Genomic DNA, 12,713 nt, shown 5'->3' with positions numbered 1-12,713 from the left:
CCTCACCGTATGCTCGCCATCAGTAAAACGATGATCCGTTTCACGACACCCACGAGTGGAGAACTATGAGACCCAACCTGAAAGCCTGCGGGCAGGCCCTGATTACGGCCATGGTGAACGCTGTTCTTGCTCTTACCCTGATGCTATTGGTGGAGTTTGCCATCACCGGCACTTTCCAATTGGCGGGTCCTTATCTGTGGGCGGGGGTACTTATCGGACTGGTTATATTCTTCGCCCAGTTCTGGCGTCAGCGCCACCTTTGCCGGAATGGGCAATCGACCCAGGAATCCCCGGATACTCTTTAGCAGGTATTCCTGGCAAACGATCCCCACGTCTGGTCAACACCAGAGGTGGGGCCTCTAAATAACCTTTACTGGCGAATGCCTTCCACAGAAATAATCATCTCAACGGTTTCAGATGCCTTGCCCAGATCCATGGGGATACCGAAGTCCGTCAACTTGAATTCGGTTTCAGCTTCAAACCCCATGCGGTAACCACCCCACGGATCGTCACCATGCCCGAGCATTTCCACGTCCAGGGTGATCTCTTTCGTCACACCGCGCAGGGTCAGGTCACCGACGATATCGGCCTCGCCCTCATCGTCCACAACCACTCTTTTGCTCTTGAATGTGGCCTCTGGGAATTCGTCAACGTACAGGAAGTCTTCCGAGCGCAGGTGCTTGTCGCGCTCGGCGTGGTTGGAATCAACGCTGGAGGTGTCCACCGCAACCTCAACGGAACTGTTCGCCGGGTTTTGTGCATCGTACACAAATTCACCATCGAAATCGTTAAACCGGCCATACAACCAGCTATAGCCCAGATGGGAAATCTTGAATGTAATAAACTGGTGAGTGTCTTTGGCATCAAAAGCATAGGTTCCGCTGTGCTCGGACGCCTGGACTCCGCCAGACACCGTAAGTGCAACCGCAGATGCAAGCAGCAGTTTTTTCATGTTTATCTCCTTGTTGAAACAGCCCGTAGGCACGATTGAATCGATAGTCTGAATTACGATTGGCGGCGACCGGCACCCAACATGCGCCGAAGGGTGTCGTCCCGGTCAATCAGGTGATGCTTGACCGCAGCCAGACCGTGTACACCAGCAAGCACGACAAGTGCCCAGGTAGACCAGTAATGAACAAGCCCGGCAGTATCTTCCATCCCCTTAATCTGGCCGGTCACCGAAGGCACATCAAACCAGTTGAACACACTGATCGAGGACCCATCCGCCGTCGAAATCAGGTACCCACTGGCCATGGCAACAAAAATCAGCACATAGAGAAGAGAGTGTGCGCCATGAGCGGCCAACACTTCCAGTCGGCTATGGCTCGGGAGTGCACGCGGCAGCGGATTGAACAGTCGCCACACCAGGCGAAACAGCATGACCAACAGCAGCAATATACCGATACTTCTATGGATATCCGGGCCGGTGCGATACCAGTCGTCGTAGTAGGATAGATCAACCATCCAGTAACCCAACCCAAAGAGGCCAAACACCGCTACAGCCACCAGCCAGTGAATAGCGACGGATACCACACCAAATTTACTGCTCGAATTGCGTACCTGCATGACGCTTAACGTCGCACTCCCTGAAACCAGACAAGTTTAATTACACCAGTTTAGAAGAGCCCAAGGCAAAACCAATCAAAATGTTTTGGATATAAAGATCAGAATATCTGACCAAGAAGCCCATACGCATGATCCCTTATACCTTTGGTCTGATACGGGTTTTACGGATTGTGGAAACCAATGGACACGATAAACTTTTCACATACTTTATTTACCCGGTTTGGGTTACTCAGTGAACGAGAGGAACAGACATGGAACTTGAATTCGACGAATCCGTCGCCGTACCCAGCAACAACTGATTTCCTGCGGCTCCCATCGGAGCTGCCGGACATCGCTCCCGCCACGCCTCCTGAGCATCGTCACCCGACGCTACTTGTTTTTACATGAAATAGTGGTAATAACCTGCTGTTTTTGGCAATCTTCTGTCTAACTAACCTATCCTGTTCGTTCTGACTGATTTATTTACTGATAATCATTGGAATACGACGAGGATCAACAGATCGGGCTGCTACAGGGCTTTCCGATGTTTTCGTTTATCCGGACCAGAAAAGGCCTATGTCGCGAACCCTCCCAGAGCAGATGACCGCACCGGAAGTTGATGTGCTGTCGCCGATGTTAACCAGGGAAGGCGAATCATGGACGGCCGAGTACCAGGGCCTGACTTTACGAACGGCGCTGCAGCCAATTTTCAGTATTTCCCACAAACGCGTTGTCGGCTACGAAGCGCTGATTCGTGCCTTTGATACCGATAATGCTGCGGTATTGCCTCTCCATTTGTTTGAGCTACCGAGCTCTGACGCCGAAAACCTGTTGCTTGACCGCCTGTGCCGATACCTGCACATCAGCAACTATTCCGGATTCCAGGACCAGCTGAACTGGCTGTTCCTGAACGTCTCTCCCCGCGTGGTGTCTGCCGGCAACCGTGCAGACAGCTTTTTCGGGGAACTGTTGAAGAAAACGGGCCTGCCCCCCCATCGCATCGTAATGGAGATCGTGGAGCAGCCAACGGACGACGCAGAACGGCTGCGTGAAACCGTTGCTTACTACCAACAGTTGGGCTGCCTGACCGCTATCGATGACTTTGGTGCTGGCCATTCCAACTTTGAGCGCATCTGGAACCTGTCACCGGATATCGTGAAACTGGACCGCAAGCTTCTGACCCGGGCCACCGACGACCACAAGGCCAGACAGATACTCAACGGCATCGTCTCTTTGCTTCATCAGTCCGGCTGCCTGGTGCTCCTCGAAGGCGTGGAAACTCACGACCAGGCGATGATCGCCATCGACGCAGGTGTTGATTTTGTCCAGGGATTCTATTTCAGCAGGCCAAGTACTGCCCTGGCGGACATTCCCTACGAAGTAACGGACCTGGACGGATTACTGCGAGACTATAAGAGTAAAAACCGGATAACGAGAGACCCAACACATCAACTGACTTCGTACTTCGAGGATTTCTTTCATGGTGCGGTGGATAAACTCTCGCAAGACATGCCGATGAACGAGGCATGCAGCAGCCTGCTGAATCATCCTGCAGTGTCGCGGTGTTACCTGGTCGATGCCAATGGCGTGCAAATCGATGACACCATGGTGTCGGACGCCATGGCCCGCAGTCTGGACCCTAGGTTCCGGCCTCTGGAAAGCACCACCAGTGCCGACTGGTATCGTCAGCAGTATCTGCGCCAGGCCATCGCCCAGCCCGGCCAGGTTCATATAACCGCGCCCTACCTCTGTATTACGGGCGCCTACATGTGCGTCACCCTGTCCCTCGGTTACCACCACAAGGGCGAGCTGAGGGTCCTTTGCTGCGACATTCTCGCCAACCCCACCGAAACCACTCTCAAGAGAGGCTGATCCCGTAGACTACGGAAATCACACCAACAGTCACCAGCCCGATAAACAGATTCATCGGTAAGCCGACCTTCACGAAGTCCATAAACCGATACCCCCCGGGGCCAAACACCATCATATTGGTCTGGTAGCCCAGTGGCGTTGCGAAACTGGCGGATGCCGCCATCATCACGGCGATAACATAGGGCTCTGACGCGATACCCAGGGCTGCTGTCATTGACAGTACTATTGGTAGAACTAACACCGCGGCCGCGTTGTTGGTAATGACCTCGGTCAGCACCGACACCGCAAAGTACACCAGCAGGATGGTGAGCAGCGGGTGACCACTGCTCACCTCCAGAATGCCCGTCGCAACGTAACCCGCAGCCCCGGTTTCCTGAAGCGCAGCCCCTAAGGCAAATGACGCTGCAATCGTGAGCATCACGGGCACGTCCACGGCTTTCTGAGCCTGACCGACGGAACAGCAACCGCTAAGGACCATCAGGGCGGCGCCCATCAGCGCAGCGTTCAGCATGCTCAGCACTCCAAACGCGGCAGCCCCCACGAGCACCAGCAGGATGCCCCAGGACAGGTAAGCACGGTCATGGCGGGGTGTTTCTGTTTCCAGATCGTTGATCAGCAGGAAGTCCTTGGCGTATCGCTGACGACTGACAAAGGCGGGACGTGCCTCCAGCAACAGGACGTCGCCGGTTTTCAGGCGAATGTTGCCCAGATTGCCGGATACCCGCTCGCCACCACGTGCGACCGCCAACACCACGGCCCCGTAGCGATCCCGGAAACGGGCATCCCGAATCGTCAGGCCCAGCACTTCCGACTGCGGGGACAACGCCGCCTCAACCAGCCGGCGCTCTGCCCGGTCTTTACTCAGGCTGGGTTCATCATCGTGTACCGAGGGGACAATTCCGTTGATACGCAGAAGGTCGGAAATAGCCTGGGTGTCGCCGGCGAAAACCAGCCGATCGCCGCCCCGAAGGCGTTCTTCCGAGGGCACCGCCGTCACCACGCTGCCATCCCGCTCGATCTCGACGAGGTACAGCCTCTCCAACTCACGCAGCCCGGCCTCTCCGACACTCTTGCCCACCAACGGTCCATCGAAGGCAACCGCCACCTCCAGTGTGAACTCCCGCATGGAACCGAATTTCTGCTGGTCCTTACGGTCCGGCAACGCCCTTGGCAGGACCAGAAGCATGACGGCGACGCCAATAACGGCAACCGGCAACCCGACAGCAGTGATGGAAAAAATCGAGAAACCGCCCTCCCCGGTCAATTGCTGATATTGGCCGTTGACCACCAGGTTGGTGCTGGTGCCAATCAGCGTCAAAGTACCCCCCAGAATGGCGGAGTAACTCAGGGGAATCATCAGCTTCGAGGGCGATATGCCGATCTTGCGGGACCAGGCATGGACCGCCGGAATCATGGTGGCCACTACCGGGGTATTGTTGAGGAAGCCACTCAGCAACGCGACAGGGAACGCGATACGGGCCTGCGCCGAGCGCACCGTGCGAGGCGACCTGAGGAGGTGGTGGACAACCAGGTCCACCCCACCGGAATGGTGAATGCCCGCCGCGACCACGAACATGGCAACCACCGTGATCAACCCACTGTTACTGAATCCGGCAAGGGCCTGATCGGCGCTGATAATACCGCTGGCACTGAGAACGATGAGTACGCCCAGCATGACAAGATGCGGGCCGAAACGCCCGACACTCATCAGTAACAACGCCACACCCGTAAGGCTTAATGCAAACCAGCCCTGCCAATCCATCTGGTGGTCCCTTGGATAAAAGGGGCAGGATAACGAGTTTGCTGAAGACTTAGAAAGAATAAAGGATGCTGCTTAAAGCACCAGAAAGAATATAGAGCAAGTCAGACTTCAATATCCGCCATATTCCCGTAGGTCTCCAACCAGGTACGGCGGTCAGACGCCCGTTTTTTGCCCAGCAGCATGTCCATACGACTGTCGGTATCGTCGCCGTCTTCGATGGTCAGCATCACCAGCCGGCGGGTATCCGGCGCCATCGTGGTCTCGCGCAGCTGGAGCGGATTCATCTCGCCCAAGCCTTTGAAACGGGTGACGGAAATCTTGCCACGGCGGTTTTCCGCGGCCAGCCGGTCGATAATGCCCTGCTTTTCGTGCTCATCGAGGGCGTAGAAGGTTTCCTTGCCCAAATCGACACGATACAGCGGGGGCATGGCAACAAATACGTGGCCGGCCGCCACCACCGGCCGGAAATGCTTGACGAACAGCGCGCACAACAGGGTGGCGATGTGCAGGCCGTCGGAGTCGGCGTCAGCCAGGATACAGATCTTGTTGTAACGCAGACCCTCCAGTTTATCGGAGCCCGGGTCCACCCCGATAGCAACCGCAATATCGTGGACCTCCTGGGAGGCAAGGATCTCACCGGAGTCCACTTCCCAGGTGTTGAGGATTTTGCCCCGCAGGGGCATTACTGCCTGGAATTCACGGTCACGGGCCTGCTTTGCAGAGCCACCGGCGGAGTCACCTTCCACCAGGAAGAGTTCGGAGCGGTTTGTATCGCTGCCGGAACAGTCCGCCAGCTTACCTGGTAGTGCGGGACCTGACGTGACCTTCTTTCGGGCCACTTTCTTGCTGGCCCGAAGGCGACGCTGGGCATTGCTGATGAACAGTTCGGCAAGTGCTTCAGCAATATCAGTATGCTGGTTTAGCCACAGACTGAAGGCATCCTTGACGACACCAGAAATAAACGCAGCCGCTTCACGGGAGGACAAGCGTTCCTTGGTCTGGCCGGAAAACTGGGGTTCCTGCATCTTGAAAGACAACACATAGGCACAACGTTCCCAGATGTCTTCCGGTGACAGTTTGACGCCCCGCGGCAACAGGTTGCGGAACTCACAGAATTCCCTCATCGCCTCAAGCAGACCGGTGCGCAGGCCGTTCACATGAGTGCCGCCCTGTGCGGTCGGAATCAGGTTTACATAGCTCTCCATGACCGCTTCGCCACCTTCCGGAAGCCATTGAAAAGCCCAGTCCACCGCTTCCTTGTTGCCAGAAAAACTGCCCGTAAACGGCTCCAGCGGAACGGCCTCGATGTCGGCAAGCTCAGTGCGCAGGTAGTCCCGCAAACCGCCCTCGTAGCACCATTCATCTTTATCGCCGGTGTGCTCCTGCAGGAAGGTCACGTTCAGACCGGGACAGAGAACCGCCTTGGCGCGGAGGTTATGACGTAAACGGCTGATGGAAAATTTCGGACTGTCGAAATAGCTTGGATCCGGTGTGAACTTCAATCGAGTACCGGTGTTGCGCTTGCCAACGGTGTCAACAACGCTGAGTTCCGTCTCCTTGTGGCCGTTGGCGAAGGTCATCCGGTGCAGCTGCCCGTCACGCTTGATGGAGACTTCAAGGTGAGTCGACAGGGCGTTGACCACCGACACCCCCACCCCGTGCAAACCACCGGAAAAGTTGTAGTTGCCCTGGGAGAATTTACCGCCGGCGTGGAGGCGGGTAAGAATCAGCTCAACACCCGGAACACCATGTTCCTTGTGCATGTCGACCGGCATACCGCGACCGTCATCCTCCACACTCAGGGAACCATCGCTGTGCAGTATGATATCGATCCGGCGGGCGTGCCCGGCCAGGGCTTCGTCGACACTGTTATCAATAACTTCCTGGGCCAGATGGTTGGGCCGACTGGTGTCGGTGTACATGCCTGGGCGTTTGCGGACAGGGTCCAGACCACTCAGAACTTCAATGGCATCGGCGTTGTACTGTTTCTGGCTCATGGGAAGGAAGCGACTCCACGGGTTTGTTATAAAACTGGCCCATAGCTTAGGGATTCGCAGGGAAAGATCAACGGTTGTTTTGTGCCGGTGTGGACCAGCACGCCCCTGACACGGTTACCGCTGTCGCGAGAAACCCTTGAGGCCGTTGCCAGACACCCGCAACTGCTCCCAATCGTCGGGGCTGATGGCGATAACGGCGCAAGGCGTGGTCAATGCCTGGGTCACCATGGCGCCTGCGGCTGGCCGTCTCACCTTGACCATCAATTCCAGGACGTCGTCGACGATCTCGGACGACTGCAGTGTCAGGCCGTAGCCGCCAGTGGTCTTCTGCCCCAGGCCCACCAATACTAGGTGCTCCTGCGTAAAATCGATGGCGCGAAGCATGCTCAGCGCCAGGTTTCCAGTAGGCAGTTGGGCAAGCTTGTCCAGATCCTCTGCGTTGGAGACGTATACGAGCCCCGGTGCCGTCAGCCCGCAGTGATCGGACTCGGTGACCTGTCTCGCCAGGGGCGCACCATCAGCAGTTGCTGAACGATTGATCGCACAGCCTGCTACCAGCGCAACAGTCAAAGTTAAAGCTGCCATGTGTATAAAACGTATCATCAACGGTCATTCTCCAAGCTGCGAGCCGGCACTTTACCTTAGTCCATTCTATCGTCGGGCTTTTCGTGCGCTGTCCAACAGAGCTCTATCCTCATCGTCCAGTATCAACCTGTATCCCTGAAAATCCGGTCTTGGCAACTGCGCAGGCGACAGCGAAGAAATCGTTGGACGACTGTAACTGGTCGTCATCTCGATACCTGAACGGGTTTGACCAAAAGTGATCTCAATTTCCTGTCTCAGGCCGGAAACCGGGTATTCTGCACAGGCCTCTCCCGCTTGACAGAGTATGTTGTCATTGTCCGGATCAGACCCCGCAACCAGCAGATATGTTCCGGCAGGAACCTGGTTAGAAGGTCTGGGTTCCGTTCCGTCCGCGTGCAAGAACGTGAAGCGATACTGCCCGTCCTCGACAGTGACAGGCGCAACGGCAACACTGTCGTATAGCCCTTGCTCATTAGGTTCCGGCCTAACCAGAAGCACAAAGTGGCGGCCAGCATCACGAGCTTGCCGGTCGGTAATCCGCTGTCCCGATACCGGAATATCAAGTGTTCTCTGCACATCGGACGTATAACTCACAGTAATAGTGCCGCGCTGGACTGCGCCAGGCTCCAACTCTTCTGGGATCAACCCGACTTCAAAGGTGAAGGTATCATCGCTGATCGCTGTAACCACACTCACGTCAAACCAATTCTGCCCGGAATTCACTGACTGAATCGAGACCATTTGAGTCTCGTTACCCAGCACCGAGAGTGTGACTGTTTCTGACTGTTGAGTCTCGGTGTTCAGGCTGACCAGAGATGGTGACGAAGACAGGATGGTCAACGAAGGATCACTGATTGCGGTGAACAAGGCCTTGCCCGCATCAAGCACGCCATAGCCAAGATCGTTGGTGCGCCCCGCAGTGCCGGAGTCTGTCAGATCACCGTTAACAAGCCAGGTCAAAACAGTATTGTAGTTCATTCCCGCACCCTCTCTGGCACCTTTCATAAGTGCCAGCACGCCCGCAAAGTGTGGCGCAGCCATGGAGGTTCCCTGCAATCCGGTATAGATCGGTTTCAACTCGTCATCGACGAAAGCCGCACTGGTACTCAAAACCCGATCGGCGACGCCATCACTATTGGCATCACGTGTGGCATCTCCTCCGGGGGCCGCCAGGTCGATCCAATTGCCATAATTTGAGTAGGAGGCTAAGTCACCAGCACCGTCCACGGCACTGATAGAGAAAACATTTTCGAAGGCAGCAGGATAACTGGGCACCGATGAGCTGGAGTTGCCAGCCGCAGCGACAAAGATGACCCCTTTTTCAGTGGCAGCGGTGATCGCATTCTGCATGGGTTGAATAAAGGGCAAATCGCCCAGACTCATATTTGCGATGTCAGCTCTTGGGTCTCGACCATCATCCAGCCCACCTACCCAACGGATTGCATCAAGTAAATCAGCGGACGAGCCAGTGCCGCCCTCACCAAGTACTCTTACCGGTAGCAGGGTGCTACCAAACGCTACCCCCGTACCGCCAGAATCGTTTACTACTGCAGCCACAGTGCCGGCCACATGAGTACCGTGAAAAACACTACTGCCAACAGAGTTTCCGGGGTCGGCCGGCAAATCGTCTCCATCGACAAAATCTGAGCCGGTAAGCAAGTCGCCGGAAACGACATTGGCATTTAGATCAGAATGCCAGCTTGATGCTGACTCCCGGAACAAACCGCTATCGAGTACTGCCACCGTCACACCGGCGCCCCCATCCGGCTCTAGCTGCCAGGCCGTTGGCGCGTCTATCAGGCTATAGTGCCATTGCTGCGGATAAAACGGCTCCGCAGTTGGCGCATGGCTGGATACCAGATAATTCGGTATGGCTAAAGAAATGCCGGGAGAGTTTCGTAACCCTTCGAGCCATCGCAAAGTCGACTGCGCAGGCGACCGTTGCTGCATCATGGTTAACGGTGCAAGTACGAGCCAGGTACTCTCCCCAAGTGCTCGGCTCATCCTTGTACCAGAAGCAGACATGGCTGCACTGCCCCTCACCGTTCCCGGTGCCATGGTAACAATGGCCTCGCCCGGCATAAATTCATGGTCTGCCCACTCGAAACTCTGGGATGTTTCCAGAGCATTTGACGGTGAAGTCATAACATAGCGCACGGGGGCCTGCCCCTGAGCTTCGATAACAACTCGATATTCTCCGTCAGGCTGCGCACCGGGGAGGGTTATCCGGGCGTCTGTTGCCCCGGCTTCTGGATCGGTTGTCTCACCATCAAGAAGAACTCCCTCAACTGTGGTGAGCGAGAAGGTGACGCTCGTGTCAGGCACACCATCTGCTGTGCGGGCGGCAAACGTCTGCAAAACGAGCGTATCACCGGCCCTCAAAGGTGCCCTGAATTCATCGACTGGGTCTGCAACGTATCTCGAACTCTGTAGCCCATCAAGTGGAGGATAAAAACCTTCACCTTCACTGACGTAGCCGGCCAGAACAAAACTTACAGGAAGTTCCTGAGGGACCGAAAGGGGGTTCTGTCCAATAGCAAGGCTGTCACCGGTATCCAGGTCAACACGGGTATTGGCTTCAATATTGATACTACCCGCTAAAGCTACATTCGATGGAAACGGCTCGGACGGCGAGTCAGACGAATTACCCGAAGACCCTCCCCCACAGCCCGACAACAGCAGCGAACAGACGATCAAGCTATTGGTTACGGATACGTTCCAGCTCATAACAGGCTCACTAATGCGACATCGTGTACACGCGAGAACAGCGCCATTTGATGTTCAGTATGATAAGCAATTAACGCTGATAAAACCGCATACGTTCCAATCCTTTCACCAAATGCAAAAAAACCTCCTGCAGGTTTCCCCACAGGCGGTTTTGGTCGGATGACACTGCGCGATCAGAGAGCGTAGAACAGCAGTGGCACAAAGGCTGCCACAAGCAATGTTGGCCCCATCACCACCAGCGGCAACAACAGTCGTTCGTAGCGGTGCCAGAACGACCCCGTACGCTCAGCGGCCAACACCTCGGTTTCACCCACCACCTGCCGCGTCAGCAAGTGGTTCAGCGCCACCGGCGGGCTCAGGTAGCCCAGCTCAAACGCCACCAGACACACGATCCAGAAGTGCAGCGGGTCGATGCCCAACTGGATGGCCGGTTGCGCGATGGTGGCTGACACCAGAATAACCGCGCCGAACGGGTCCATCACCATGCCGATAACCGTGAGCATGACCACGATTACCAGCATGGCGATCCAGGGACTGGTCAGGTTTTCCGGGAACAATGCGTGCACCACATCGGAACGTTCCAGGATGCCCCCCAGGCAGATGGAAAATCCGATCAACGCCAACAGTGCACCAATGTGTACAGCAGAGTCACTGGCGGCCGCCGTTGTGCGCATACAAAAAGCGCGCACCCGGGATTGGCCCTGTTCATTGGGATCTTTGCCGGAGTCGAGATAGACCAGCGCCAGCATCACCAGCGGCAGGATCATCGGAGCGCTGTACTCGTTGAATCCCAAACCGAGGATGATCCAGATGGCCAGGATAACCACCGCGGTAACGATGGCATATGGCGCCAGTGGCCGAAGCTGCGCCAGCGATTTGCGGAACGCCCCCGGAGCCGGGCGAGGCTTCCAGTTGCCCTGGGTTTTACAGACAACCACAGAGAACAGAGTGGCCGACATAATAAACACCCAGAAACCCCAGCCGTACATTTCGGAGGTGGTCACTTCCTTGTTCAGCGCCGCCACAACCACGATCAGCAAACAGGGATTAAGAACCACCCCCAAGCTGCCGGACATGGCCGTGGTCGCCAGCGATAGCTGTCGCCCTGCGCCACTCTTGCGCATTTCATCGTAGACGACACCACCCACGGCCAGGATGAAAATCCCCGAGGCGCCAGTAAACGCAGTGGGGAAAGCGGTCGCGAATATCATCACCGAGGCCAGCATGGGCGCGGGCAGATGGTAAGGTTTGATGACGTTCAACAGCAGGTCCGGAATGCGAGTCTGCTTCAGCGCCATGCCCACAAGCACATAGAGCCCGATGTTGATAAACATCGAGGACAGGTTGGTCATCATACCGAAATAGATCGCCAGGCCGGACGAGTAGCCGTCCACGAAGAAGAAATAACTCATCGCGATCAGGCCCATTGCGCAATACAGCGGCAGTACCAGGCCGGAGGACGCCGCCAGTGATCCTGGCCTCATTCGAGACGGCACCGACACAAACCGCATCAGGTTGATCACCATGAACAGCCCGAAGACGGCCGCCCAGGCGTATTGCAGCAAAGCGGTGCCTCCCGAGCCCGGCGAAGAGGATAACCTGCCCACGTAAGAGAACAGGGAATACACCATCAGGCCGTTGACCACGAACTGCATGCCCTGGCTCAGCCGCCACTCTGACCGGTTGCGCGGCAATCGCAGGGCTATGTGATCGGCGTCGAAGGCCGAAATCGCCGCAGCCATGGCAAACATGGCGATAAACAGGAACTTGGTGAGCTCGATATTATCCAGCAGGAAATCCGCAAAGCCCTGTTCAACCGCCTTGTAAACTGCCAGCGCCTCGGTGGCGTGTTTCTGGTTTTCTTCATACAGGCGATGTTTCTGCTGGCAGAGTGCCAGATTTTTTTCCAGGGACTTGCGGATCGCATCCGGGTCCGGCGGCGAGCTGAAAAGGTCGTCCGGATCTGGCTCGTAGGCCTCGACACGTTTCCTGACCTCGGCATCCACATCCATGGACAACGTGCAGCTCGGCTCCGTCGCATCCGGATCCAGCAGGTAGTAATTCGGCCAGGTCTGCTCCCCCACCCACAGCATGCGCGAGTGGAGTGAGTTGCCCATACCCAGAAGAAGCGTAAAGATAAGGAGCAGCAGGAGGATAACCCCGTGCAATCGATGCACGGGGTACAGCGTTTTCGGGCCTGTCGCTGATAATGCTCGCCAGTTCAT

General features: G+C 56.2%; 9 protein-coding genes. 2 read left to right on the top strand and 7 right to left on the bottom strand.

Features of this window, described 5'->3' with window-relative positions; genetic code table 11:
• Window positions 1-65: 65 nt before the first annotated feature.
• The gene (locus R1T46_RS09900; protein ID WP_317308127.1) at window positions 66-305 is read left to right on the top strand and encodes a hypothetical protein; all 240 of its coding nucleotides are present in this window, start codon (window positions 66-68) and stop codon (window positions 303-305) included.
• A gap of 65 nt (window positions 306-370) precedes the next feature.
• Here the strand turns inward: R1T46_RS09900 and R1T46_RS09895 are convergent, their stop codons facing one another.
• Both R1T46_RS09895 and R1T46_RS09890 read right to left on the bottom strand, forming a co-directional pair.
• Complete coding sequence (locus tag R1T46_RS09895) at window positions 371-952, bottom strand: YceI family protein (protein ID WP_317308126.1); 582 nt, start codon at window positions 950-952, stop codon at window positions 371-373.
• Between the two features lie 53 nt (window positions 953-1,005).
• On the bottom strand, window positions 1,006-1,566 hold the full coding sequence (locus R1T46_RS09890; protein ID WP_317308125.1) for a cytochrome b: 561 nt from the start codon (window positions 1,564-1,566) through the stop codon (window positions 1,006-1,008).
• A 555-nt stretch (window positions 1,567-2,121) separates the two neighbouring features.
• On the opposite strand from R1T46_RS09890, the gene R1T46_RS09885 reads away from it, so the two are divergent.
• The gene (locus R1T46_RS09885; protein WP_317308124.1) at window positions 2,122-3,417 is read left to right on the top strand and encodes an EAL domain-containing protein; all 1,296 of its coding nucleotides are present in this window, start codon (window positions 2,122-2,124) and stop codon (window positions 3,415-3,417) included.
• On the opposite strand, the gene R1T46_RS09880 is transcribed toward R1T46_RS09885, so the two are convergent.
• The 5 genes from R1T46_RS09880 to R1T46_RS09860 form a co-directional block, all read right to left on the bottom strand.
• The gene (locus tag R1T46_RS09880) at window positions 3,404-5,179 is read right to left on the bottom strand and encodes an SLC13 family permease (protein WP_317308123.1); all 1,776 of its coding nucleotides are present in this window, start codon (window positions 5,177-5,179) and stop codon (window positions 3,404-3,406) included. The two genes, R1T46_RS09885 and R1T46_RS09880, sit on opposite strands and share 14 nt — an antisense overlap.
• A 101-nt stretch (window positions 5,180-5,280) precedes the next feature.
• Window positions 5,281-7,176, bottom strand: a complete 1,896-nt coding sequence (gene parE, locus R1T46_RS09875) for a DNA topoisomerase IV subunit B (RefSeq protein WP_317308122.1) — start codon at window positions 7,174-7,176, stop codon at window positions 5,281-5,283.
• Between the two features lie 114 nt (window positions 7,177-7,290).
• Window positions 7,291-7,761, bottom strand: a complete 471-nt coding sequence (locus tag R1T46_RS09870; RefSeq protein ID WP_317308121.1) for a protease complex subunit PrcB family protein — start codon at window positions 7,759-7,761, stop codon at window positions 7,291-7,293.
• Between the two features lie 66 nt (window positions 7,762-7,827).
• The gene (locus tag R1T46_RS09865) at window positions 7,828-10,488 is read right to left on the bottom strand and encodes a S8 family serine peptidase (RefSeq protein ID WP_317308120.1); all 2,661 of its coding nucleotides are present in this window, start codon (window positions 10,486-10,488) and stop codon (window positions 7,828-7,830) included.
• A gap of 173 nt (window positions 10,489-10,661) precedes the next feature.
• Window positions 10,662-12,713 (bottom strand): TRAP transporter large permease subunit, encoded by a 2,052-nt coding sequence (locus tag R1T46_RS09860; RefSeq protein ID WP_317308119.1) that lies wholly within the window; start codon window positions 12,711-12,713, stop codon window positions 10,662-10,664.

Origin of the sequence: Marinobacter salarius (assembly GCF_032922745.1) — a bacterium.
Lineage (GTDB): Bacteria > Pseudomonadota > Gammaproteobacteria > Pseudomonadales > Oleiphilaceae > Marinobacter.
Note: the sequence above shows the minus strand (reverse complement) of the source record. Positions and strands in the feature narration are given on the sequence as shown.

Excerpts from the sequence above, each read along its gene's own strand:
- R1T46_RS09900 (WP_317308127.1), top strand. The coding sequence starts at position 66 with ATGAGACCCAACCTGAAAGCCTGCGGGCAGGCCCTGATTACGGCCATG.
- R1T46_RS09895 (WP_317308126.1), bottom strand. The coding sequence starts at position 952 with ATGAAAAAACTGCTGCTTGCATCTGCGGTTGCACTTACGGTGTCTGGC.
- R1T46_RS09890 (WP_317308125.1), bottom strand. The coding sequence starts at position 1,566 with ATGCAGGTACGCAATTCGAGCAGTAAATTTGGTGTGGTATCCGTCGCT.
- R1T46_RS09885 (WP_317308124.1), top strand. The coding sequence starts at position 2,122 with ATGTCGCGAACCCTCCCAGAGCAGATGACCGCACCGGAAGTTGATGTG.
- R1T46_RS09880 (WP_317308123.1), bottom strand. The coding sequence starts at position 5,179 with ATGGATTGGCAGGGCTGGTTTGCATTAAGCCTTACGGGTGTGGCGTTG.
- parE (WP_317308122.1), bottom strand. The coding sequence starts at position 7,176 with ATGAGCCAGAAACAGTACAACGCCGATGCCATTGAAGTTCTGAGTGGT.
- R1T46_RS09870 (WP_317308121.1), bottom strand. The coding sequence starts at position 7,761 with ATGGCAGCTTTAACTTTGACTGTTGCGCTGGTAGCAGGCTGTGCGATC.
- R1T46_RS09865 (WP_317308120.1), bottom strand. The coding sequence starts at position 10,488 with ATGAGCTGGAACGTATCCGTAACCAATAGCTTGATCGTCTGTTCGCTG.
- R1T46_RS09860 (WP_317308119.1), bottom strand. The coding sequence starts at position 12,713 with ATGAACTGGCGAGCATTATCAGCGACAGGCCCGAAAACGCTGTACCCC.